A 24,894-nucleotide genomic window follows, 5' to 3' on the forward strand; every position below is an offset into this window, starting at 1 on the left:
GCTGCTAGAGTCGTCGTGAACGCGCCAAAAAATAATCCAGGATGTAGACCATGAAAGCTGCTTCTTCAAAGCCCTCCGATGTGGCGCTGCTGGCGCCCGAACGCAAGCAGGTTGCGTGGCAGGCCGTCCAGGCATTGCTGGAGATGCTGGAGCGACCCGAGTTCGGGCCGACCGAACGGATACCCGCGGAACGGGACCTGGCCGAGCATCTGGGGATCAGCCGGATGACGTTGCGAAAAGCCCTGCAGACGCTGATCGATCGCGGCGTCCTGGAGCGTCGGGGTAATCGCGGCACCTTTGTGACTGCGCCGGGCGTGGAGCGGCCCCTCAACACCGTGGCGCGCAAAGGTATTGCCGAAGTGGTCGAGCAGGCCGGGGCCCGGCCAGGCAGCAAGCTGTTGTACTTCGAACAAACCCAGGCCAGTGCACGCGTCGCCAAATTACTGAAGATTCGGGAAGGGGATACGTTGCTGGCCATCAGGCGCCTGCGCACCGTCGATCAAAAGCCGTTCTGCATCGAGACCAGCTATATCCCGGCGGCCCGCGCGCCGGAGCTGGTGGCTGGGGACCTGATCGAGGGGGCCTCGCTGTATGCCTTGCTGTTGTCGCGCTACCAGATCGAGATCGAAAGCGACGAGGGTACGTTGAGCATCGCCGCGATGAACGACCAGGAGGCGCGCTTGCTTGAAGTCGAGCCCGGGACGGCCGCGCTCGTCTACCGCGGTGTGATTTTCGATCGCCAGGGGCAACCGGTGGAATACCTGGTGTCGATCAACCATCCTCAGCGGGTGGTGTTCAAGCTGGCGGACAGCCGGGTCAACAGCTTTCATTCCGACCATTGAGGCGTCTGCAGGCTCGCTCGGCGGATTGGGCCTGCGCTGTCACCTGGCTTAGCCGTCGATTTTCTTTCGAATCATCCTGATCAGGTTTTCACCCACGGACTCGATACTTCTGTTCTGTGAAACGACCTGGGCGCCTTCCATCAAGTAGGTGAGTTCCATGGCCAATTCGTCCGGCTCGGCCAGAGCAGCTTCGGCACAGAGCGCAGCCAAGCGCAGGAACTGGCGTTTCTTGTGCGCTTCGATCAACTGGCGCGCGGGGTGCCCTGGCTCGGGTATTTCCGCCAGCGAATTGGTGAAAGGGCAGCCCCGGTAGGTGGCGGCCGAAAGATCCCGGGCGATGAATTCTGCAAAGCCAAGGATTTGCGCCTTGGGGTCGCCGGGATGCTTTGCCGACAGGGCCTCGAAAACCTCCGAATATTGATCGACGAGTAGCCGTATCCACTCCAACACCAGGGCGTCTTTCGAATCGAAATGCCGATAGACGGTCATTTTGGTCGACTTGGCCTTCGCTGCGATGGCGTCCACCGTCACCCGAGTAATGCCTTCTGTGAAAAACAGCTCTTCGGCTGCATCGAGAATTCGTTCTCGAGGTGCTAGCTGGGGGATTCGTTCGGGTCGCATGACGTTCTCCGCTTGACAGCGATACTTTATGGTATCTAACTATACCGAATAGTATCGTCCGATACTGCTAAGTACAAATCATAACGCCTCAACGGCATCCTGGCTTGGAGAATCTGATGAAAACCTCTGAATACGTGGGTTACGACGCCCTGGGACTCGCTGAGTTGATCGCAACCGGCCAAGTCACCCAGGCCGAAGTCAGCGCCGCGGCGCTTTTGGCCATTGAACAGCTCAACCCAACAGTCAATGCATTGGTTGAAGTGTGGGGTGACGAACCCCAGGCCACCGACGGGCCGTTCAAGGGTGTGCCTTTCCTGGTGAAAGACCTGGGCCTTACTGCGAAGGGACGCTTGAACGAGTTGGGCAGTCGTTTGGCCGCCGGGTGCGTTGCCGATGAAGATTCGACCTTGATGAGCCGCTTGCGGCAGGCCGGGCTGGTTACGCTCGGCCGGACCACCACACCTGAACTGGCCGCCAGCACCACCACCGAAGCCTTGTTTTCCGGGCCGACACGCAACCCGTGGGACTTGAGCCGCAGTGCTGGAGGATCCAGCGGTGGCTCAGCCGCCGCCGTGGCTGCCGGCTTGGTACCGGCGGCCCATGCCACCGATGGCGGCGGGTCCATCCGCGTCCCCGCGGCGTCAACCGGACTTTTCGGGCTCAAGCCCAGTCGGGGCAGGGTGCCGATGGGGCCCGCGGTGGATGAAGTGTGGGCCGGGCTCGCCGTCCACGGTGTGGTCAGCCGAACCGTGCGCGACAGTGCCGCTTTGCTGGACGCAATCGAAGGGCCGGCCACCGGCGATCCTTTTGAAATTACCCGGCCGCAAGGCTCCTATCTCGGGCAAACGACTCGTGAACCCGGGGCCCTGCGCATTGGCCTTCTGCTGCACCCACTGAACGGCGCTCGCTGCGCCGAACCGGTTGCCAACGCCACTCGCGACGTCGCGGCACAGCTCCAGGGCCTGGGGCATAACGTGGAGGCGATCAACCTGGACATCGGCCTCAGCTGGGAAGGCTTCGTGGAGATGAACGGCCGATTCTGGTCAACCAATACCGCGGCTTGGATCAACGCGATTGCGGCGGGAACCGGACGCACGGTGGATGCCAGCACGCTTGAGCCGGCCACGCTGGCGTTGCATGAATGGGGCTGCCGGCTCACCGCCACCGATCTGCTTGAAGCCATGTATTTGCGAAATCTGGTGACCCGCAGCATGGGACGCTTCTTCAGCCGGTTCGACATCTTGTTGAGCCCGACGTTGCCCGAACTGCCTCCGGTAATCGGTCGCTATAACGAAGGCCAGGCGCTTGTGGATGGCAGGAGCTGGATAGACCGAGTCTTTGCCCACTCGCCTTTCACGGCCTTGGCGAATGTGACCGGGTCCCCATCGATGTCCGTGCCCCTGGCGTTTGATACCGAAACAGGCTTGCCCATTGGCATGCAGTTCTCGGCGGGGTTTGGGCGCGAAGACAGGTTGTTGCGCCTGGCCGCCCAACTGGAGCGCGCGTTGCCATGGTCGGCCCGCAAGCCTGGCGCCTGGGCTGGCAACCTCTGATCCTGGCCGGCGAGCGCGGGCTTGCCGGCGGACCCGAGCGGCGCCCCGCTGAGGCTGGTGCTGCCTGCGTGCCTGCCAAATGAAGCTTTCATGACAAAAGTTCGGTAGCACATCGCCATTCCCGTCATGCCTGTGTGACGTGTTCGAGGGGACCTTCAAGGTCGTTTGGAACCGGGGCGCGAAGCCGGGAGTGAGGCGATGGGGACTATGGAACGTTATTCGAAAGTGGGCATGCAGGAGCTCGACCAGCGCCTGTCGAAGATCGTCGAGGCGGCGCGCAAGCAGCCGGTGTCGGTGTATCGCTACGGGGCGCCTTGGGTCTGGATCGTTTCCCAGGAAGACTGGCAGGGCGCACTCAAGGAAGTGTCCAGCTACATCCCCCAGGGTCATTCACTGGTCCTGCTGCGTCCGCAGATCGACGACCTGCTGGATGATCATCGCGATGTCTTGCAAGGACTGAATGCCGACGCCCGGATGCTCATCGCGCCGCAGACCGCCATGCATATCCTCTTGCTGCAACTGCTCTATTCAGTGCCCAGCGAGCAGCAACTCTACGAGCAACTCAACTACAACCTGCTGTTCCGCTGGTTCGTCGGCCTGGACCTGAATCAGAAGGTCTGGAGCTTCAACGTCCTGAGCAAGGACCTCGCGACGCTGCTGGGCGATGCGCGGGCGGTGCAGCTCATCCAGAAAGTCATCGGCGAAGTGTTCTGTGGTGCCTTACTGCAAATGCCGGAGTTCTCCTTGAATTTCGCGCTGCTGCATACCTGGCTGGCCCGGCACGCCACGACATCGACGGCTAGCAATTGAGCCGAATTTTGAATCCAGGGGGTGGTGTGGAGCATTTCTTCAAATTACGGCCGGCGCTGTGGGGCTGGCTGCTGCTGGCGGTTGGGGGGCCGACGGCATGGGCAGCCGAAGAAGGGGCGCAGGCAGAGACGGCACCGGCGCGCCTGGTGGACGTGAACGAGTATTTCGTGCGGGGCAATACCGTGCTCGATGCCCGGGCTATCGAGGAAGCGGTGTACCCGTACCTCGGTCCGCAAAAGACGCTGGACGACATCGAAGGGGCGCGCGAAGCGCTGCAAAAGGTCTACCAGGCCCGGGGCTATCAATCGGTGTTCGTTGAGCTGCCGGAACAGAAAGTCGAGGACGGCATCGTTTACCTGCAAGTCAGCGAGACCAAAGTCGGCCGGGTGCGGGTGGTGGGCGCCAAGCATTATTCCCCTGTCGAAATCCGTGATGACGTGCCGGCGCTCAAGGAAGGCGCGGTGCCTGATTTCGCCCAGGTCCAGGCCGAACTGGCGCAACTGAACAAGACGCCCGGGCGCCAGGTGATGCCGCTGGTGCGTGAAGGGCAGCGCCCCGGGACCATGGATGTGGACTTGCAGGTCGAAGACCAGGACCCCTGGCAAGCGAGCCTGGGGCTGAACAACGACTACAGTGCCGATACCGAAAAGCTGCGCACCGTCGCCAGTCTTGGCTACAACAATCTCTGGCAACTGGGCCACAGCATTTCGCTGACGTTCTTCACCGCGCCCCAAGACACCGAAAATGCCAAGGTCTGGTCGGGTGCGTACACCGCGCCCTTGAATGAACGCTGGAGTGTGCAGTTCTCTGGTTATCAGTCCGACAGCAACGTGGCGACGGTCGGCGGCAGCAACGTATTGGGCAAAGGCCACTCCTACGGGGTTTCGGCGATCTACAGCCTGCCGTCCAGCGCCGCTTGGGCCAATACGTTTTCCGTCGGCGTGGACTTCAAGGATTTCGAAGAGGAACTGAGCCTGGGCGGCGCAAGCGACAAGGCTCCGCTCAAATACGCACCGTTCACCTTCGCCTATAACGGGCTTCGCTACACCCAAAGCAGCCAACTGGGCCTCGGCCTGAGCTTGGTGGCCGGCACACGGAGCCTGTTGGGTTATGGCAGCTCCGACGAAGAATTCGACTATAAGCGTTACCGCGCCAGCCCCAGCTTTGCGGTGCTCAAGGGCGACGGCAGCTACACCTTTACCTTCGCCAACGACTGGCAGACCGCATCCAAGGCCGCCTTCCAGCTGGCATCGGGCCCCCTGGTTTCCAACGAACAGTTCTCCTCCGGTGGCGCCACCTCGGTGCGCGGTTACCTGGCCGCCGAGCGCACCGGGGACGACGGCTACCTGCTGTCTCAGGAGTTGCGCACACCGTCCCTCGCCAAGTTCCTTGGCAGCCATGTCCAGGAGTGGCGCTTCTATGCCTTCGCCGAAGGCGCGCAGCTTTACCTGCGCGACGAATTGCCCGACCAGGAAGCCGATTACAGCCTGGCCAGTGTCGGCCTCGGCACCCGAGCGAGCCTGAGCAAGTGGATGTCCGGCAGCCTCGATTGGGGCTATCCGCTGCTCGACGGGCCGAACACCTCGAAACAGGAATCGCGCCTGCACTTCAACCTGCAAGCGACGTTTTGAACCCAGGAGTCATGTCCATGCAACGCTTATTGTTTTCCCTGTTGATCTGCCTGGGGCTGGTGCTTCCGGCGACCGCCAATGCCTGGTGGCAGGACGATTGGCATTACCGCAAACAGATTTCGGTGGACACCACGCCCCAGGGCGCCGCCATCGCCCAAGCCCTGGGCCGCACGGCACTGCTGGTGCGCCTGCACACCGGTAACTTCACCTTCGATGGTGTCAAGGACGACGGCTCGGACCTGCGTTTTGTCAGCGCCGACGACAAGACCGTGCTCAATCATCAGATCGAGAGTTTCGACCCGTTGATGGGCATGGCGTTGGTCTGGGTCGATGTGCCAAGTGTGGAGGGCGGACAGCGGCAGGACCTGTGGATGTATTACGGCAACCAGAAGGCACCGGCCACGGGCAGCGGTCAGTTGACGTTCGATCCGGACTACACCGCGCTGTACCACTTCGACGGCGCCACCGGCGTGCCGCCCAAGGACACCACGGCCTACGGCAACAATGCCCAGGGCGCCGTCGGCACTAGCGTCGACGGCGTGATCGGGCGTGCCTTGCAGTTCAACGGCCAGCCGCTGTTGCTGCCCGCCAGCCCGTCGTTGCAACAGGGCGCCGGCGCGGCGTTCACGTTCAGCACCTGGCTGCGCCAGGACCAGGCCAGCGGTGAGCAAGTGATCCTGGCCCGCCACGACGGCGCCGCCAGCCTGATGGTGGGCGTGAATCAAGGCGTACCGTTTGTGGCAATCGACGGCCAGCGCGCCGTTTCCACCCAACCGCTGAACCCGGGCCAGTGGCAGCATCTGGCGCTGACCGCCGCGGGCGACAGAGTGGTGCTGTACGTAAACGGTCGCGAAACGGCGAGCCTCGCGGTGGCGATGCCGGCGTTCAACTCGCCCATCGCCCTGGGCGCGGATGTCGTTGCCGGTGCCTTCGTGCCGTTCAGCGGCGCCATGGACGAAGCGCGCCTGTCCAAGGTCGCTCGTCCGGCGCCGCTGCTGTTGGCCGACGCCAACGCCCAGGGCGCCGAATCGAAACTGGTGGCCTACGGGGTCGATGAAGAACAGTCCGGCTTCGGTTTCGGCAGCTTGGGTTTTTTGCTCAACGCCGTGCCGCTGGACGCCTGGGTGATCATCGCCGTCCTGGTGCTGATGATGTTCCAGTCGTGGATCATCATGATTCGCAAGAACCGCATGGTCAGCCGCGTCAGTGCCGCCAACGAAGCCTTCCGCGAACAGTTCGCCAGGATCGGCACGCGCCTGGAGATGTTCGCCGACGATCAGGACCTCGCCCAGCGCCTGCAACATTCATCCCTGTGGCGCCTGTATGGGGTGGCGGTCAAGGAAATCCGCACCCGGCGCGAGCAGGGCGCCGACACCTCATCGGTGTCGGCGGCCACCATCGAAGCGATCCGCTGTTCCATGGACGGCGTGCGCACTCGGGAAAACCAGCAACTGAGTTCGAAACTCTCGACCCTGTCCAACGCCATCGCCGGCGGTCCTTACATCGGCCTGCTCGGCACCGTGCTGGGGATCATGGTGGTGTTCCTCGGCACGGCGATGGCCGGTGATGTGAACATCAACGCCATCGCTCCAGGCATGGCGGCAGCCTTGCTCGCCACCGCGATGGGCCTGTTCGTCGCCATTCCCGCGCTGTTTGGCTACAACCGCCTGATTACCCGCAACAAGGAAGTCAGCGCTGACATGCGGGTCTTCGTTGACGAGTTCATCACCCGGCTGGCGGAGCTGCACGGCGAAGGCCAGGCCGGCGAAGCGGCCCAGCGCCGTGACCATCACGTCCAATCGTTCGTACCGGCCTGAGGGGATCGCGATGGCTAGCGTAAATGCTTCACACGATGACGACGATGACGCGGCGGTCGACAGCATCAACATCACGCCATTGGTGGACGTGCTCATGGTGGTGCTGGTGATGTTCATCCTCACCGCCACGGCCCAAGTGTCAGGGATCCAGATCAACCTGCCCAAGGCCAGCGCCTCGGTGTCGTTGTCCGAAGCCAAGACCAAGGCGATTTCGGTGAATGACGGCGGGCAGGTGTTCCTCGATGCCTACCCGGTGACCCTGGCTGAGCTGGAAGAGCGCCTGCGCATCGAGAAGGCCCGAAGCCCGGATTTTCCGGTGATCGTGCGCGGCGACGCGACGGTGCAGTACCAGAAAGTCATCGAGGTGCTGGACTTGTTACGGCGCCTGGAGTTGTCCCAGGTCGGTCTGGTGACCGGCAAACCGAGCCAGGGCTGACCATGACCGCCAGACTTCCTATCAATCCACCCCCGGTGAAGGCCTCCCCGGTGCGCCTGCTCAAATGGGCCGCGGGCCTGCTGCTGGGCGCCGTGGCGGCCTGGCTGCTGTGGCAGTGGGCCAACGACATGAGCGGCGTGCGCCGGGAAGCGCCGAAGGTGCCGACGATCATTCCGCTGCCGCCTCCGCCCCCTCCGCCGCCGGAGAAACCCAAGGAGCCGGAACCCAAGGTCGAGGAAAAAATGCCCGAGCCTGAACCGACCCCGGAACCCGAAGAGGTCAAGCCCGAGGAAGAAGCACCGCCGTCGCCGGTGGATGACCTGGCGAACCCGATGCAGATGGACGGCGATGCGCAATCGGGCAACGACGCTTTCAACATCGGCGCCGGCAAGGGCGGTGGCATGGCCGGAGCAGGCGGAGGGCGATTGGGCAACGGCACGTACAGCCAATTCCTGGCGTTCACCTTCCAGCGCCTGCTGCGAGAGAACCCGGATCTGCGCAGCCTGGCGTTCGCCCTGCAGGCCGACGTCTGGCTGAGCGCCGTGGGGGAAATCACCCGGGTCGAGCTAGTGAAATCCAGCGGCAATCGGCAAGTGGACGAGCAGGTGATTTCCGCCCTGCGCGGCGCACCTCATTTGAGTGAACGGCCACCGGCCTCCCTGACTTTGCCCGTGCGCCTGTCCTTGCAGGGACGGCGACCGGGTTAACCGACTATTTGAAAGTTTGCCAACAGGAGTTGTGTGCAGATGATTTCCAATGTGAATCGATTGTCGTGGGCGATCGGCCTGGTGGTGTTGAGCCTGGCCGGACACGCGGCCGCCGCCCCGGCGCCTTCGGAAAACGCCACGATCAATCTGATCCGCCTGCTGGTGCAGCAAGGCGTGTTGAAGCAAGACCAGGCCGATGGCCTGATCGCCCAGGCCGAACGTGAAGCGGCGCAGGCCCGTCAAGCCGCCACGGCAATTGCCGCAACGCCGGCCGGTGCGCCGGGGGACGTGCGGGTGCAATACGTGCCGAATATCGTGCGTGAGCAGATCCGCGACCAGGTCAAGGCCGAAGTCATGGCCACCGCCAAGCAGGAAAACTGGGCGCAGCCCAACACCTTTCCGGATTGGGTCTCGCGCATCAGTTTCGATGGCGACATTCGCTTGCGGGATGAGTCGCGCTATTACTCGGGCACCAACAGCAACCAAATCGTCGATTTCGCCCGCCTCAACGACAGGGGCCCATACGACGTCAACCCCAACAGCAGTTCGAGCCTGCCACCGTTGCTCAACACTCGTGAGGACCGGGAAAACCTGTTCCGCCTGCGGGCGCGCCTGGGCATGAAAGCGGTGATCGCGCCGCAATGGACGGCGGGAATCCGCATTGGCACCGGTTCGGACAACAACCCAGTGTCCACCACCCAGACCCTGGGCGGCGGGTTCGGCAAGAAAGACATTTGGCTCGACCAGGGTTACTTGACCTGGAAACCCTCGGATGAGCTGACCCTGACCGGTGGACGTTTTGCCAATCCGTTTTTCTCCACCGACTTGTTGTATTCCGGTGACCTGAACTTCGATGGTGTGGCGGCGAATTTCAACCACAAGCTCAATCAGGACTGGGGTGTGTTCGGCACGGTCGGCGCGTTCCCGGTGGAGTACACCAACGACACCAGCACCAGCAACGGCAGTGACAAGGAAGAGAGCGATAACAAGTGGCTGTACGGCGCGCAACTGGGCGCCAACTGGGCGATCAACGACAGCAACCGGATCAAGGGCGCGTTGGCCTATTACCGCTTCGATGACATCGAAGGCCAGCGTTCTTCGTCGTGCCAGCCGTGGGCCGGCGACCCGGGCTGCGACAGCGACGGTTCACGCGTAGCGTTCATGCAAAAGGGCAACACCGTATTTTTGCTGCGGGACATCGCGCCCAATCCGCTCAACCCGTCCACCACGCCACAGCCGCAATACGTCGGCCTGGCCTCGGAATTCAACCTGCTGGACGTGAACCTGGCGTGGGATACCGACCTGCCTGAAGACCTGAAATTGCGTAGCCAGGCGCATTACGTGCACAACCTGGGCTACGACGAAGGCGAGATGCGCAAGCGTTCGGCAGGGCAGTTCGCCAACAACCTGGACAGCGACGGCGAAGTGCAAAGCGGTGCCAACGCCTGGATGCTGCAATTCACCCTGGGCAGTTCCTTGGAACTCAAGCGCCAGGGCGACTGGAACCTGTTCGCCGGATACAAGTACATCCAGCCCGATGCCTTGCCGGACGGCTTCAACGATTCGTCATTCCATCTGGGCGGCACCAACGCCAAGGGTTATTTCCTGGGTGGCAACTATGGCCTGGCGAATAACGTCTTCGCCACCGGCCGTTGGTTGAGTTCCGAAGCGGTGTACGGCGCGCCGTACGACATCGATGTCTTGCAGCTTGAAATCAACACGCGCTTCTAAGCGCAGGGAGGCCCCATGAAAAGGCGAGCCATGAACGCTTGTCCAGTCACGCTGCTGGTACTGGGCCTGTTGCTGGGCGGCAGCGCCCACGGTGAAGGCCTGGAGGAACGGTTGCGGGCGCAACTGCGCAGCACCACTGCCCAGTTGCAAGCCCTGCAAAGCGAACAAGCCCAGGCCAGCGCCGCCCGCCAGGCTGCGCAAAGCCAGGCCCAGGAGGCTCAGGCGCAGGTCAAGCAATTGACTGCGCAACTGAGCAAGGCCCAGGCGCTGAACGAACAACTGTCTGGGCACCAGCAGACCCTGCAAAGCCAGGCCCAGGCCCAGGTGACGGCCAGCAACGAGCAGATCGGCAAGTTCAAGAAAGCCTATGACGAGCTGTTGGTTTTGGCCCGTGGCAAGGAGGCCGAGCGGGCGCGGCTGGAGGCGCAACTGACCGAGCGTGACACACAAGTGCAGCAATGTTCGGTCAAGAATCAGCAAATGTACGACGTGGCCAAGTCCCTGCTGCATGCCTACGAAACCCTTGATGTGACCGACATCGTGAAGATCCGCCAGCCGTTCGCCGCCAAGGCCCGTGTACGTTTCGAAGAGCTGGCCCAAGGTTTTGGCGATGACCTCTATAAAAACCGTTTCGATGCGCCACAGGCCGCGAACATTCATTGATTAACGCAAGGAAGAATTGACCATGACCTCACTGATCGAGCACGTATCCCCGCAGACCTTGACCGAGCTGTTGCAGGCCACAGGCTACCGGGTCAACGAAACGCAGCAGAACGGCATCGTGCAATTGCTCAGTGCCAGCCAGGGCATCGGCTATGCCGTGCGTTTCGGCAACCCTGGGCCGACACCGGGTGCGTACCTGGATTTCACGTTCAGCTGTGCCTTGCGGGTGCAGGGTGAGTTGCCGGCCGGCCTGGCGGAACTCTGGAACGCGTCGCGACGCTTTGCCCGGTTGTCGGTGCAGGGCGAATTCCTGGTGATGGAAATGGACGTGGTGGTGGCCGCCGGGGTAAGCCCCGATCATTTGCGCAGCCACTTGGAATTGTGGGATCGGTTGCTGCAGGAATTTATCGTCTACCTGCGTGAATACAGCCAGGACGCCGCGCGGGTGCAGGCCCAGGCACAGCCGGCCGAGGAATCGCTGGAAGAGGCCGCCGCATCGTGAAAAAGCCGACCTTCGTCATCAGCGCTGCGGCGTTGGGCCTGGTCGCCGTGGCGGTGACGCTTGGCCTGCGCCCGGGCAGCGATCCGGTGGCAGCGGTGCAGTCCCTCAGCGTCGTTTCGGCCGACGCGCCGAGCCTGGCCCGGTTGGGTAATCAGCAAGTCAGTGGCGATGAGCTCAAGAGCTTGCTGGCAGCCCTGGCGCCTGAGGTTCGTCAGCAGATGCGTGGCAATCGGGCTGCGCTGGAAGGCTGGATCCGCGCACGTCTCGCGGAAAAAGCCGTACTGGAGCAAGCCGATGCCCAAGGCTGGCGCCAGCGACCGGACGTTGAGCGCCAGACCCGGGCCGCCGCTGAGCAGATCGTGTTTCGCGATTACCTGCAATCGGTCAGCCAGGTGCCGGCCGGATACCCCAGCAAAGAAGAATTGAAGCAGGCCTATGCGGCCGGCAAAGCCAACTGGACCGCGCCGGCGCTGTACCGTGTGAGCCAGATTTTCCTGGCCGCGAGCGAGCCGCAAACGATCGAAGCGGTGCGTCGGCAGGCCGCGGAACTGAGCAAGAAAGCCCAGGCATCGCCCGCCGATTTTGCGGCGCTGGCGAGCCGTTATTCCCAGGACCGCAGCAGTGCCGAGCGGGGCGGCGACAGTGGTTTCCAGCCGCTCCAACAACTGGTTGCGCCGGTGCGTGAGGCGGTGGCGCGATTGAAAGTCGGGGCGGTGTCGGAGCCGGTGCAAAGTGCGGCGGGCTTTCATGTGATCAAGCTGACCGAGCAACAGCCCGCCCGCGAAGCGACCCTGGACGAAGTCCGCGAGCGCCTGGCCCAGGCCTTGCGCGCCCAGCGCCAGGAGCAGATCGCCAAGGCTTACCTGGATGGCATGCTCGACACGGCGACCTTGAGCATCGACGGTGCGCAACTGAGCAAGGTGCTGGAGGAGGGCTTTAGGTAGATCCGTAGCAACCCCGTGTATTGGAATAACCGACAGGGAGTCAACCATGACATTCATCGAGCCCGCAGGACGCCTGGCTACTCATCCACATCACACGCCGTTTCGTGCCCCCGATCCCTGGCTGGCGCTCGCTGAGAGCATTGAGCCACAGGTGGCGCAGTGTTTTCTCGCCAGCGCCCGTTGTGGCTGTTTCATGCAGGCGGCCCGCAGCCTCAACGTCAAGGCGACCTGGCTGCGCAAGCAATTGGCGCATCTGGAGGCGCGGCTGCAACGCGCGTTGTTCACTTTCCAGGGCAGCGCCTTGACCCTCAGCCGTGAAGGCCGGCAGTTGCAGGCGCGGTTGATCGCGCTGGCCAACGAAGGGCCGCCGCCATTGAATGACCAACCCTTGATCCGCCTGGCCGTCGCCGAGTCGATCCTGCATGACATCCTGGGTCGAGACCTGACCTCGCTGCTGCGCCGCAACGCCGGCGTGCGGTTGCAGATCATCACGCTGGACAGTGAGCTGGCATTGCAAGCCGCCAGCGCCGACCTTGTGCTGTGGCTCAGTGATGGGCAGGCGTCGGGGCCGGGACCGAGCTTCGCCACCCTGCCTGCGGACCGACTGGCGCGGCTGGACTACGTGCCGCACATCGCCAAACGCTATTCACGGCTGGCCACGCGTCCGGACAGCCTTGATGACTTGAACGACTACATGGTGGTGCAATGGCAGGCGGACCGACAGGTGCACGGCTTCGCGGCGTGGAATGCCGTGGTGGAGCAGCGCCGGGCCGGCGTGGTGCAAGTGCAGTCCTATGAATTGATGCTGGAAATGATTCGCTGCAGCGCCTGCATTGGCCTGTTGCCCCAGTACATGAGCTGCTTCGACAGAGGCCTCGTCGCCTTGCCGGGCCTGTTTGCCGAGCCGATGCAGCGTCACCTGTGGATGGCCGTCAATACCCAGGCCGAAGACTCGCCGCAAGTACGGATGCTCGTCGAGTTGATCCATCACGCGCTGGACGAGCGCCGGGAGTGGTTTCAGGCATGACTGGGGCAAAAGCAGTGTGGGGAGCAGTACTTGCGCATTCGCCGTGCTCACTGCGCCAGCCTGGGCATGGGCGTGGCAGTCGCCTGGCAGGGCAAGGGCGTGGGCTCGATGCTGTTGGCTGCCGCGCTGGACGTCGCAGATAATTGGATGAATCTGCGGCGGGTCGAGCTGACGGTGTACGCCGACAACGAGGCGGCCATCGGGCTGTACCGCAAGTTCGGTTTCGAAACCGAAGGCCTGATGCGCGACTATGCCGTGCGTGACGGGCGTTGGGTGGACACCCTGGCCATGGCACGGCTGCGTTGAACGCTCAACTGCGCAGGCAACTGGCATTTGCGTACGCCCAGGGCTTGAACCTGTCATCATCCAGCTTCGCAGCACGCCCTTAATCGAGGAACAGCGCATGGATGACGTACAGCAATTGGGCGAGATGCTTCGTCATTACGCAGACAGCGAAGCGCACAAGAAACAACAGCACCTGGCCCAGTCGACGGTTTGGGCTGAACAGATCCAGCTGTTGTTCGGGCAAATCGAGCACTGGCTGGCGCCCGTCATGGCGCCAGGTCTTCTGGAACTGAGCCGCGAGGCGTACGTGGCTCATGGTGCGAGCGTTGAGGCGCAAGCGTCCCCGTTCAAGACTGAAAAACTGACCGTGTCCATTACCGGTAAACCTGTGGAGTTCGTGCCGGAAGTGATGGGCGTGGGCGGGCTGGTGTCCCTGTCGATCATCGGCCTGGCTTCGACTCGCCACGGCAGCATTTCCCTGATATGCCAGCCACCCTCGGTGCAATGGCAGTGGCGCCGGACCAACGGCCTGAAAGACCCCGACACGTTTGTTTTCGATGCAGACTTCCTCGCACAGCAACTGCAGGGTCTGATTCCCCGGGAACGAGGCTGAACAGGGATAAGGACGCTTGCCAGCCCATCGCTTGTTTTTGCTGGAACAGGCAAAAAGGCGCCGATTGGCTATACCTGTATTTCCGGCCCCGTCTCGTGTGGCTTACAGGAGTGACAGCATGAAGTTCGCGTCAATGATCGGCACCGTGTGCATCGCCTCGCTCGCCTTGGCGGGCTGCTCCAGCAAGATCACCCAGCCGGACGAGTATTCGGGGTTCCTGGGGGACTACAGTCGGCTCAAGGCAGAAAAATCCCCCTCGGGAGCCGAGGTGATGCGTTGGGTCGATCCGAAGATCGATCTTTCCAGGTACACCAGCCTTTACATTGAACCGACACAGCTTTATCCCAAGCCGCAGCCGACGGTAAAAATCCCTCAGGCGACCCTGTCAGGTATCACCAGTTACTACGACCAGGCGCTCAAGCGCGAAGCCGGGAAATCGTTGCCCCTGGCGAAGGCACCGGGCCCTGGTGTCCTGGTGATGCGCGCGGCCATCACTGCGGTCAGCAGCAAGACTGAAGGCCTGAAACCTTATGAGGTGGTTCCGATTGCGCTCGTGGCGGCTGCGGTGAGCACTGCCAGCGGTATTCGCGACCAGGAAACCACCCTGGGCACCGAGGCGGTGTTTCTCGACGGCAGCAGCAATGCGGTGGTCGCCCAAGTGGTACGCAAAGGCACGGGCAAGCCGTTGTCCAACGACTCCCAAGTGATGAAGGCCGATGATGTGAAAGGTGTGATCGACGGATGGGCGGCCGATCTGCACCAGTCGTTTCTCAAGCTCAAGGCCAAATAGCGGCGCGCGCCTGAACGAGTCATGACTTTTTATGTCCAGCCATAGGTCGGAGCACCATTTCATGGTTAACTCCGGCCTCCATCATTTTCACAATGTCAGAAGGAATCCGTTCATGGCTCAAGTCACGCTCAAAGGCAACCCGGTACAAGTCAACGGTCAGTTGCCACAAGCCGGTTCCAAGGCGCCAGCCTTTTCCCTGGTGGCCGGCAATCTGTCCGACGTTTCCCTGAAGGATTTCGCCGGCAAGCGCAAAGTGCTGAACATCTTCCCAAGCGTCGACACCCCGACCTGCGCCACGTCCGTGCGCAAATTCAACGCCCAGGCCAACGATCTGGACAACACCGTGGTGCTGTGTATTTCCGCTGACCTGCCGTTCGCCCAGGCACGCTTCTGTGGCGCCGAAGGCCTGGAAAACGTGCAGAACCTGTCGACGCTGCGGGGTGCCGAGTTCATCCAGGACTACGGGGTGGCCATCGCGGACGGCCCGCTCAAAGGCTTGACCGCCCGCGCCGTGGTCGTGCTGGATGAAAATGACAACGTGCTGCACAGCGAGCTGGTCAAGGAAATCGCTGAAGAGCCGAACTACGACGCTGCCCTGGCCGCTTTGAAATAAGTGGAATGAAATAAGGCATTTATTACAATTGTTAACGGCCTGGCCCTGTCCAGGCCGTTTTCTTTTGTGCTTCAAGGTCTTAGCCGACAACGTGCCAGGTAAGCCCAACGTAAATTGCCGGTAAAGGCGCTTTGCTAAATACCCGCCAGTGCTTATCGTTCAGCCTCCTGTAGAAGAAGCCCTCGCGCCCAATGGTTGATCACTCCATGCAATCCTCTGTTTCCCGCAATTCCCGCCGCTGGCTGCTCGGCCTGCTCATCGTATTGGTTGTCGCGGCGCTGGCCTGGAAGTTCTGGCCCGGTGGCGCAGCGCAGAAGCCTGGGGCAGGGGAGAAGACCGCAGCAGGTCACATGGGACGTTCAGGCGGCATGCGGCCTGGGTTCGGCAGTGCCTCAGGGCCGATCCCGGTGCGGGTGGCGCCGGCGGTTACCGGAGATTTCCCGCTGTACTACAAGGCGCTGGGCACGGTCACGGCCCTCAATACCATCAATGTGCGCAGCCGGGTAGGCGGGGAGTTGGTCAAGATCGCCTTCGAAGAAGGGCAGATGGTCAAGGCTGGGGACCTGCTGGCCGAAATCGACCCGCGTCCGTACCAGAACGCCTTGCTCCAGGCCGAAGGGACGCTGTTGCAGAACCAGGCCCAATTGAAGAACGCCCAGGTTGACCTCGAGCGCTACCGTGGCCTGTATGCGGAGGACAGCATCGCCAAGCAGACCCTCGACACAGCCGCCGCGCTGGTCGGCCAGTACCAGGGCACGGTCAAGACCAACCAGGCGGCGGTCAACGACGCCAAGCTCAACCTCGAATTCACCAAGATCCGCGCGCCTATCGCCGGGCGAGTCGGTCTGCGGCAGCTGGACCTCGGCAACCTGGTAGCGGCCAACGACACCACGGCGCTGGCGGTCATCACCCAGACCCAACCTATCAGCGTCGTGTTCACCCTCCCGGAAAACAGCCTGGAAACGGTCCTTGCCCGTTACCGCAGCGGGGCCAAGCTGCCCGTCGAAGCCTGGGACCGTGGCGACCTGAAACTCCAGGCCAGCGGTGTGCTGCAAAGCCTGGACAACCAGATCGATGTCACCACCGGCACGCTGAAGTTCAAGGCCCGCTACGAGAACCGCGACCAGTCGCTGTTCCCCAACCAGTTCGTCAACGTGCGCCTGCTGGCCGATACGCTCAAGGGTGTGGTCTTGGCGCCGACGGCAGCGATTCAGTTTGGCACCAATGGCACCTTCGTCTACGCCCTGGAAGGTGACAAGAAGGTCATCATCAAGAAACTGAAAATCGGTGCCAGCGACGGTGACAACACGGTGGTCACCGAAGGCCTGGCCGCTGGCGACCGGGTCGTGCTCGAAGGCACCGATCGCTTGAAGGAAGGCAGCGAAGTGGAAGTGGTCAGCGACAGCCAGGACGTACCCACCACGCCGACCGAGCACCTGCAAGGCAAGAGCGCGGCAACCCCGACTGAACCGGTCGCGGCCGACAAGGCGAAAAAGGACGGCGCATGAATCTCTCGCGGCTGTTCATTCTTCGCCCGGTCGCCACCACCCTGAGCATGCTGGCCATTGTCCTGGCCGGCCTGATCGCCTATCGGCTGCTGCCGGTGTCGGCCTTGCCTCAGGTCGATTACCCGACCATCCGCGTGATGACCCTGTACCCGGGCGCGAGCCCCGATGTGATGACCAGCGCGGTCACCGCGCCCCTGGAGCGACAGTTCGGGCAGATGCCGGGCCTGACGCAAATGGCATCCACCAGTTCCGGTGGCGCCTCGGTGATCACCCTGCGCTTCAACCTCGACATCAACATGGACGTCGCCGAGCAGCAGGTGCAAGCAGCAATCAACGCGGCGACCAATCTGCTGCCTAAAGACCTGCCGGCGCCACCGGTCTACAACAAGGTCAACCCGGCCGACACCCCGGTGCTGACCCTGGCAATCACTTCCAAGACCATGTTGCTGCCCAAGCTCAACGACCTGGTCGACACCCGCATGGCGCAGAAAATTGCCCAGATCAACGGCGTGGGCATGGTGACCATTGCTGGCGGCCAGCGCCAGGCCGTACGGATCAAGGTCAACCCCGAGGCCTTGGCGGCCAACGGCCTTAACCTGGCGGACGTGCGCACCCTCATCGGCGCCTCCAACGTCAACCAGCCCAAGGGCAATTTCGATGGGCCGACCCGGGTCTCGATGCTGGACGCCAATGACCAGTTGACCTCGCCCAAGGACTACGCCGAACTGATCCTGGCCTACGCCAATGGTGCGCCGTTGCGGCTCAAGGACGTGGCACAGATCGTCGACGGCGCGGAAAACGAACGCCTGGCCGCGTGGGCCAATGAAAACCAGGCGGTGCTGCTCAATATCCAGCGTCAGCCGGGGGCCAACGTCATCGAGGTGGTGGACCGGATCAAGGCCCTGTTGCCGAGCATCACCGATAACCTGCCGGCCGGCCTGGACGTCACCGTGCTCACCGACCGCACCCAGACCATCCGTGCCTCGGTCACCGACGTGCAGCATGAACTGCTGATCGCCATCGTCCTGGTGGTCCTGGTGACGTTCCTGTTCTTGCGCCGGGTGAGCGCCACCATTATTCCTTCGGTAGCCGTGCCGCTGTCGCTGATCGGTACGTTCGGCGTGATGTACCTGGCGGGCTTTTCCATCAATAACCTGACGCTGATGGCGCTGACCATCGCCACCGGTTTCGTGGTGGACGATGCCATCGTCATGCTGGAGAACATCGCCCGTTATATCGAGGAGGGCGACAGTCCGTTGCAGGCCGCGCTCAAGGGCGCCAAGCAGATCGGCTTCACGCTGATTTCCCTGACCCTGTCGTTGATTGCGGTGCTGATCCCGCTGCTGTTCATGGCGGACGTGGTGGGGCGGTTGTTCCGCGAGTTCGCCATCACCCTGGCAGTGGCGATCCTGATCTCCCTGGTGGTATCCCTGACGCTGACGCCGATGATGTGCGCCCGGCTGCTCAAGCGTGAGCCCAAGGAAGACGAACAGGGCCGTTTCTACCGAGCCAGCGGCGCCTGGATCGATTGGCTGATCGCCGCCTACGGGCGCAAATTGCAATGGGTGCTCAAGCATCAGCCGCTGACCCTGCTGGTGGCGGTGGGCAGCCTGGTGCTGACGGTGGTGCTTTACCTGGCCGTGCCCAAGGGCTTCTTTCCGGTGCAGGACACCGGGGTGATCCAGGGTATTTCCGAGGCGCCGCAGTCGATTTCCTTCGCCGCCATGAGCGAGCGCCAGCAGCAGCTCGCCAAGGTGATCCTCGCCGACCCGGCGGTGCAAAGCCTGTCCTCCTATATTGGCGTGGACGGCGACAATGCCACCCTCAACAGCGGCCGGCTGCTGATCAACCTCAAGCCCCATGGCGAGCGGGACGACAGCGCCACCCAGATCATTGCTCGTTTGCAGCCACAGCTGGACCGCCTGGTGGGCATCCGCCTGTTCATGCAGCCGGTGCAGGACCTGACCATCGAGGACCGGGTCAGCCGCACCCAATACCAGTTCAGCCTTTCATCGCCGGACGCCGAGTTGCTCAGCCTCTGGAGCGCCCGGCTCGTCGAGGCCTTGGCCCGCCAGCCGGAGCTGACCGACGTCGCCAGCGATTTGCAGGACAAGGGCTTGCAGGTTTACCTGGTAATCGACCGTGACGCCGCCTCGCGCCTGGGCGTTTCCGTCTCGAACATCACCGATGCGCTGTATGACGCCTTCGGCCAGCGGCAGATTTCCACCATCTACACCCAGGCTAGCCAGTACCGCGTGGTGCTGCAGGCCCAGGCCGGGGAGCGGATCGGGCCGCAGGCGCTGGACCAGATCCACGTCAAGACCACCGACGGCGGTCAGGTGCGGCTGTCGAGCCTGGCCCGGGTCGAGGAGCGCCAGGCCCAGCTGGCAATTGCTCACATCGGCCAGTTTCCGGCAGTGATGATGTCGTTCAACCTCGCGCCCGGCGTGGCCCTCGGCCATGCGGTCGAGGCGATTGAAAAGGTCCAGCAGGACATCGGCATGCCGGTGGGTGTGCAGACCGAGTTCCAGGGCGCGGCCCAGGCATTCCAGGCGTCGCTGTCGAGCACCTTGCTGCTGATCCTGGCGGCGGTGGTCACCATGTACATCGTCCTGGGCGTGCTGTATGAGAGCTACATCCACCCGATCACGATTCTTTCCACGTTGCCTTCGGCGGCCATCGGCGCCTTGCTGGCGTTGATCCTCAGCGGCAATGACCTGGGCATGATTGCGATCATCGGCATCATCCTGCTGATCGGTATCGTCAAGAAGAACGCGATCATGATGATCGACTTCGCCCTCGACGCCGAACGCAACCAGGGCATCGACCCGCAAACGGCGATCTATCAAGCGGCGCTGCTGCGCTTCCGCCCGATCCTGATGACCACCCTGGCGGCCTTGTTCGGCGCGGTGCCGCTGATGCTCGCCACCGGCTCCGGGGCGGAACTGCGCCAGCCCTTGGGCTTGGTGATGGTCGGCGGGTTGTTGGTGAGCCAGGTGCTGACGCTGTTCACGACGCCGGTGATTTACCTGTATTTCGACCGCCTGGGGCGGCGCTTTGCCAAGCTGGATGGGAAAGAGGTGGCGGTATGACGGTACCTAGCGGCAAGCTTCTAGCCGCAAGCGACAAGCTAGAGCCTGTGCACGACTTGCTTTTCTCTTGCAGCTTGAAGCTTGCAGCTTGGAGCTGTAGCCCATGAACCTCTCCGGCCCATTCATCAAGCGCCCCGTGGCAACGATGCTCCTGAGCTTCGCGATCATGCTGCTCGGTGGCGTGTGCTTCGGCCTGCTGCCGGTAGCGCCGCTGCCGCAGATGGATTTCCCGGTGATCGTGGTCCAGGCCAGCTTGCCCGGGGCCAGCCCCGAGGTGATGGCGTCCACCGTCGCGACGCCCCTGGAACGGTCCTTCGGCGCCATCGCCGGGGTCAACACCATGAGCAGCCGCTCCAGCCAGGGTTCTACGCGGGTCATCCTGCAATTCGACCTGGACCGCGACATCAATGGCGCGGCCCGGGAAGTGCAGGCGGCTATCAATGCCTCGCGCAACCTGCTGCCCAGCGGCATGCGCAGCATGCCCACCTACAAGAAGGTCAACCCGTCCCAGGCGCCGATCATGGTGTTGTCGCTGACCTCCGACGTGTTGGAAAAAGGTCAGCTTTATGACTTGGCGTCGACCATCCTGTCCCAGAGCCTGTCCCAGGTAACGGGTGTCGGTGAGGTGCAGATCGGCGGCAGCTCGCTTCCCGCCGTGCGCATCGAGTTGGAACCGCAATCGCTCAACCAGTACGGCGTAGCCTTGGACGATGTGCGCACCGCCATCGCCGATAGCAACGTGCGCCGACCCAAGGGCTCGGTGGAGGATGACCGGCGCATGTGGCAGGTCCAGGCCAACGATCAACTGGAGAAGGCCAAGGACTACGAAACGCTCATCATCCGTTACCAGGACGGCTCGGTGCTGCGGCTCAAGGACGTGGCGAAAGTCACCGACAGTGTCGAGGACCGCTACAACAGCGGCTTTTTCAATAACGATGCCGCCGTGCTGCTGGTGATCAACCGTCAGGCCGGCGCCAACATCATCGAGACCGTCAACGAGATCAAGGCGCAATTGCCGGCGTTGCAGGCTGTCTTGCCCGCGAGCGTAAAACTCAACCTGGCCATGGACCGCTCGCCGGTGATCAAGGCCACCCTCCATGAAGCGGAAATGACCCTGCTGATTGCCGTCGCCCTGGTGGTGCTGGTGGTGTTCCTGTTCCTCGGCAATTTCCGCGCCTCGCTGATCCCGACCCTGGCGGTGCCGGTGTCGCTGGTGGGCACGTTTGCAGTGATGTACCTGTACGGTTTCTCCCTGAACAACCTGTCGCTGATGGCATTGATCCTGGCCACCGGGCTGGTGGTGGATGACGCCATCGTGGTGCTGGAGAACATTTCCAGGCACATCGACGAAGGCGTTCCTCCCATGAAAGCGGCGTACAAGGGCGCCGAGGAAGTGGGTTTCACCTTGCTGTCGATGAACGTCTCGCTGGTAGCGGTGTTCCTGTCGATCCTGTTCATGGGTGGGATCATCGAGAGCCTGTTCCGCGAGTTTTCAATCACCCTGGCGGCATCCATCGTGGTCTCGCTGGTGGTATCCCTGACCCTCACGCCAATGCTCTGCGCCCGCTGGCTCAAGCCTCATGTACCCGGGCAGGAGAACCGCTTGCAGCGTTGGAGCCAACGCCTCAATGACCGCATGGTCCGCGGGTATGCCACCAGCCTGGATTGGGTCCTGCGCCACCGACGCCTGACTTTGCTGAGCCTGTTGGTGACCATCGGTGTGAATGTCGCCCTGTACGTGGTGGTGCCGAAGACCTTCATGCCGCAGCAGGACACCGGCCAACTGATTGGTTTCGTGCGCGGCGACGATGGGCTGTCGTTCAACGTGATGCAGCCGAAGATGGAAATCTTCCGCCGCGCCGTGCTCAAGGATGATGCAGTGCAGAGCGTCGCCGGTTTCATCGGCGGCAACAACGGCACCAACAATGCCTTCATGCTGGTGCGCCTCAAGCCAATCAAGGAACGCAGGATTTCCGCGCAAAAAGTCATCGAGCGCTTGCGTAAGGAAATGCCCAAGGTCCCCGGTGGCCAACTCATGCTGATGGCTGACCAGGACTTGCAGTTTGGCGGTGGCCGCGAGCAGACCACCTCACAATATTCCTACATTCTGCAAAGCGCCGACCTGGCGTCGCTGCGCCAGTGGTACCCCAAGGTCGCCGCCGCGTTCAGGGCCTTGCCGGAACTGACCGCTATCGATGCCCGCGACGGTGGCGGTGCGCAACAGGTGACGCTGGTGGTGGACCGCGACCAGGCCAAGCGCCTGGGCATCGACATGGACATGGTCACCGCAGTGCTCAACAACGCCTACAGCCAGCGGCAGATCTCAACCATCTACGACAGTCTCAACCAGTACCAGGTGGTGATGGAGGTCAATCCCAAGTACGCCCAGGATCCCAGCACCCTCGAACAGGTCCAGGTAATCACCGCCGATGGCGCGCGGGTGCCGCTGTCGACCATCGCCCATTACGAGAACAGCCTGGAAGACGACCGAGTCAGTCATGAAGGTCAGTTCGCCTCCGAAAGCATTTCGTTCGACATGGCCGAAGGCGTGACGGTGGAGCAGGGCTCCGCCGCCATCGAGCGGGCGATTGCCAAACTGGGAATGCCGGAAGACGTCATCGCAAAAATGGCGGGCACGGCCGATGCTTTTGCCGCCACCCAGAAGAGCCAGCCGTTCATGATTCTCGGGGCGTTGCTGGCGGTATACCTGGTATTGGGTGTGCTGTATGAAAGCTACATTCACCCGCTGACTATCCTGTCGACCTTGCCATCGGCCGGTGTCGGTGCCTTGCTCTCGATCTACGCGCTGGGCGGCGAGTTCAGCCTGATCTCCCTGTTGGGGCTGTTCCTGCTGATTGGCGTGGTGAAGAAAAACGCGATCCTGATGATCGACCTGGCGTTGCAACTGGAGCGAGCAGGGCAGTCGCCCTTGGAGTCGATCCGCAGCGCTTGCCTGCTGCGGCTGCGGCCGATTCTGATGACCACCCTGGCGGCGATCCTGGGCGCCTTGCCGTTACTGCTCGGCTCTGCCGAGGGTGCGGAAATGCGCCAGCCGCTGGGACTGACCATCATCGGTGGGCTGGTGTTCAGCCAGGTACTGACCCTTTACACCACCCCGGTGGTTTACCTCTATCTCGACAAGCTGCGCCATCGCTTCAACCGCTGGCGCGGCGTGCGCACTGATGCTGCCCTGGAAACTCCGTTATGACCGACCGTACCCTTATCAATCTTGCCGCTGCGCTGGCAACCGCCCGGGGCTCGCGAGTGTTGAGCCTGGCCCTGTGCGTGGCAATGCTCAGCGCTTGCGCCATCGGCCCGGATTACCAGCGCCCTCCGGCGGCCGCGCCGGTGCAGTACAAGGAGGCGCAGGGCTGGCGCGCAGCGAACCCAAGCGATGCGTTGGCCCGTGGCGCCTGGTGGGAGTTGTATGGCGACACGCAGCTCAACGGCCTGGTGGATAAACTCAACACCGCCAACCAGACCGTGGCCCAGGCCGAAGCCCAATACCGCCAGGCCCGGGCACTGGTGCGCAGCGCCCGGGGTGCATTTTTTCCAACGGTGGACCTGACGGTGGGCAAGACGCGCTCCAGCCAGGGCACCGGAAGCAGCAGTTCGAGCCTGAGCAGTTCGTCCAGTGGCATTCGCGACACCTATAACGCCCAGGCCGGGGTCAGTTGGGAGGCGGATATCTGGGGCAAGCTGCGCCGTACCCTGGAGGCCGACGAAGCGAGTGCGCAGGCGAGTTTCGCCGACTTGGCCGCGATGCGCCTGAGCCAGCAATCGGAACTGGTGCAGAACTACCTGCAACTGCGGGTGATCGATGAACAGAAACGCCTGTTGCAGACCACGGTCGACAACTATCAGCGCTCGCTGAAAATGACCGAAAACCAATACCGTGCCGGTGTGTCCGGCAAGGATGCGGTGGCCCAGGCCCAGACCCAGCTCAAGACCACCCAGGGCGACCTGATCGACCTGATCTGGCAACGAGCCCAGTTTGAGAATGCCATTGCCGTGCTGATCGGCCTGCCGCCGGCCGAGTTCAACCTGGCTGAAACCGGTGATATCCCGTCACTGCCGCAAATCCCGGTGGCGCTGCCCTCGCAACTGCTCGAACGCCGGCCGGACATTGCCTCGGCGGAACGTTCGGTGATGGCCGCCAACGCCGAGATCGGCGTGGCCAAGGCCGCCTATTACCCGGACCTGACCCTGAGCCTCAGCGGCGGCTACAGCAGCAGTACCTACGATAACTGGGTCAGCGTGCCGAACCGCTTCTGGTCGGTGGGGCCGCAACTGGCGATGACACTGTTCGATGGCGGCCAGCGTTCGGCGGAAGTCGACCGCACCGTGGCCGCCTATGACCAGACCGTAGCCACCTATCGCCAGACCGTGCTCGACGGTTTCCGTGAGGTGGAAAACTACATGATCCAGCTCAAGGTCCTGGAGGACGAAGCACGGGTACGCCAGGAAGCCCTCGATGCCGCCCGGGAATCCCTGCGCCTGACGCAAAACCAGTACAAGGCCGGCCTGATTGCCTACCTCGACGTAGTGACGGTCCAGGCCACGGCCTTGAGCAACGAACGCAGCGTGTTGACCCTGCAACAGAGCCGGTTGATCGCCAGCGTGCAACTGATCGCGGCGCTGGGCGGTGGTTGGGATGGGCAACTACAGGCAGGCGAGTAACCGCAGGGTTGAATGCAGTCCCGCTTTTG

At 62.6% G+C, this 24,894-nt stretch carries 20 protein-coding genes and 1 pseudogene; 20 read left to right on the forward strand and 1 reads right to left on the reverse strand.

Annotated features, from left to right (window positions below; translation table 11 throughout):
- Positions 1-50 precede the first annotated feature (50 nt).
- Complete coding sequence (locus AD663_RS12935; RefSeq protein ID WP_053213866.1) at positions 51-842, forward strand: GntR family transcriptional regulator; 792 nt, start codon at positions 51-53, stop codon at positions 840-842.
- A gap of 48 nt (positions 843-890) precedes the next feature.
- On the opposite strand, the gene AD663_RS12940 is transcribed toward AD663_RS12935, so the two are convergent.
- Positions 891-1,463: a TetR/AcrR family transcriptional regulator gene (locus AD663_RS12940; RefSeq protein WP_053213867.1), complete on the reverse strand. Its 573-nt coding sequence runs from the start codon at positions 1,461-1,463 to the stop codon at positions 891-893.
- A gap of 116 nt (positions 1,464-1,579) precedes the next feature.
- Between AD663_RS12940 and AD663_RS12945 the strand changes: the two genes are divergently transcribed.
- From AD663_RS12945 to AD663_RS13035, 19 genes and pseudogenes are all read left to right on the forward strand, one after another.
- Positions 1,580-3,016, forward strand: a complete 1,437-nt coding sequence (locus AD663_RS12945) for an amidase (RefSeq protein WP_053213868.1) — start codon at positions 1,580-1,582, stop codon at positions 3,014-3,016.
- Positions 3,017-3,223: 207 nt separating this feature from the next.
- On the forward strand, positions 3,224-3,826 hold the full coding sequence (locus tag AD663_RS29595) for a transposase (protein WP_003181502.1): 603 nt from the start codon (positions 3,224-3,226) through the stop codon (positions 3,824-3,826).
- Between the two features lie 26 nt (positions 3,827-3,852).
- A complete protein-coding gene (locus tag AD663_RS12955; RefSeq protein ID WP_053213869.1) occupies positions 3,853-5,457 on the forward strand; it encodes a ShlB/FhaC/HecB family hemolysin secretion/activation protein in 1,605 nt (534 codons plus the stop codon).
- Positions 5,458-5,474: 17 nt separating this feature from the next.
- On the forward strand, positions 5,475-7,274 hold the full coding sequence (locus tag AD663_RS12960) for a DUF2341 domain-containing protein (RefSeq protein ID WP_003181506.1): 1,800 nt from the start codon (positions 5,475-5,477) through the stop codon (positions 7,272-7,274).
- 10 nt (positions 7,275-7,284) lie between these two features.
- A complete protein-coding gene (locus tag AD663_RS12965) occupies positions 7,285-7,710 on the forward strand; it encodes a biopolymer transporter ExbD (RefSeq protein ID WP_003181509.1) in 426 nt (141 codons plus the stop codon).
- 2 nt (positions 7,711-7,712) lie between these two features.
- Positions 7,713-8,417 carry an energy transducer TonB gene (locus AD663_RS12970; protein WP_003181510.1) on the forward strand — a complete coding sequence of 235 codons (705 nt, stop codon included), beginning with the start codon at positions 7,713-7,715 and terminating at the stop codon, positions 8,415-8,417.
- 39 nt (positions 8,418-8,456) lie between these two features.
- Positions 8,457-10,148, forward strand: a complete 1,692-nt coding sequence (locus AD663_RS12975; protein WP_033046006.1) for a putative porin — start codon at positions 8,457-8,459, stop codon at positions 10,146-10,148.
- A 15-nt stretch (positions 10,149-10,163) separates the two neighbouring features.
- Positions 10,164-10,811, forward strand: a complete 648-nt coding sequence (locus AD663_RS12980; RefSeq protein ID WP_003181514.1) for a hypothetical protein — start codon at positions 10,164-10,166, stop codon at positions 10,809-10,811.
- Between the two features lie 22 nt (positions 10,812-10,833).
- Positions 10,834-11,313, forward strand: a complete 480-nt coding sequence (locus AD663_RS12985; RefSeq protein ID WP_053213870.1) for a YbjN domain-containing protein — start codon at positions 10,834-10,836, stop codon at positions 11,311-11,313.
- Complete coding sequence (locus AD663_RS12990; protein WP_053213871.1) at positions 11,310-12,257, forward strand: peptidylprolyl isomerase; 948 nt, start codon at positions 11,310-11,312, stop codon at positions 12,255-12,257. The genes AD663_RS12985 and AD663_RS12990 overlap by 4 nt, the downstream gene beginning before the upstream one ends.
- A gap of 46 nt (positions 12,258-12,303) precedes the next feature.
- Complete coding sequence (locus AD663_RS12995; RefSeq protein ID WP_053213872.1) at positions 12,304-13,284, forward strand: LysR family transcriptional regulator; 981 nt, start codon at positions 12,304-12,306, stop codon at positions 13,282-13,284.
- 21 nt (positions 13,285-13,305) lie between these two features.
- Positions 13,306-13,590, forward strand: a pseudogene (locus AD663_RS13000) (GNAT family N-acetyltransferase); the annotation flags it as partial.
- A gap of 97 nt (positions 13,591-13,687) precedes the next feature.
- Positions 13,688-14,182, forward strand: a complete 495-nt coding sequence (locus tag AD663_RS13005; protein ID WP_003181521.1) for a hypothetical protein — start codon at positions 13,688-13,690, stop codon at positions 14,180-14,182.
- 118 nt (positions 14,183-14,300) lie between these two features.
- Positions 14,301-14,972 carry a DUF3313 domain-containing protein gene (locus AD663_RS13010; protein WP_003181523.1) on the forward strand — a complete coding sequence of 224 codons (672 nt, stop codon included), beginning with the start codon at positions 14,301-14,303 and terminating at the stop codon, positions 14,970-14,972.
- Positions 14,973-15,084: 112 nt separating this feature from the next.
- Positions 15,085-15,585, forward strand: coding sequence for a thiol peroxidase (gene tpx, locus AD663_RS13015; protein ID WP_003181525.1), 501 nt, complete (start codon positions 15,085-15,087; stop codon positions 15,583-15,585).
- Positions 15,586-15,776: 191 nt separating this feature from the next.
- Positions 15,777-17,093, forward strand: coding sequence for an MdtA/MuxA family multidrug efflux RND transporter periplasmic adaptor subunit (locus AD663_RS13020; RefSeq protein WP_053213873.1), 1,317 nt, complete (start codon positions 15,777-15,779; stop codon positions 17,091-17,093).
- Positions 17,090-20,185, forward strand: coding sequence for an MdtB/MuxB family multidrug efflux RND transporter permease subunit (locus AD663_RS13025; protein WP_003181530.1), 3,096 nt, complete (start codon positions 17,090-17,092; stop codon positions 20,183-20,185). Before AD663_RS13020 ends, AD663_RS13025 begins: the two co-directional genes overlap by 4 nt.
- A gap of 103 nt (positions 20,186-20,288) precedes the next feature.
- Positions 20,289-23,393, forward strand: a complete 3,105-nt coding sequence (locus AD663_RS13030) for an efflux RND transporter permease subunit (protein WP_003181532.1) — start codon at positions 20,289-20,291, stop codon at positions 23,391-23,393.
- Positions 23,390-24,865 (forward strand): efflux transporter outer membrane subunit, encoded by a 1,476-nt coding sequence (locus AD663_RS13035; RefSeq protein WP_053213874.1) that lies wholly within the window; start codon positions 23,390-23,392, stop codon positions 24,863-24,865. The genes AD663_RS13030 and AD663_RS13035 overlap by 4 nt, the downstream gene beginning before the upstream one ends.
- The last annotated feature ends 29 nt before the right edge of the window (positions 24,866-24,894 follow it).

This window comes from Pseudomonas sp. Q12-87, assembly GCF_001269755.1.
Classification (GTDB): Bacteria; Pseudomonadota; Gammaproteobacteria; order Pseudomonadales; family Pseudomonadaceae; genus Aquipseudomonas; species Aquipseudomonas fluorescens_S.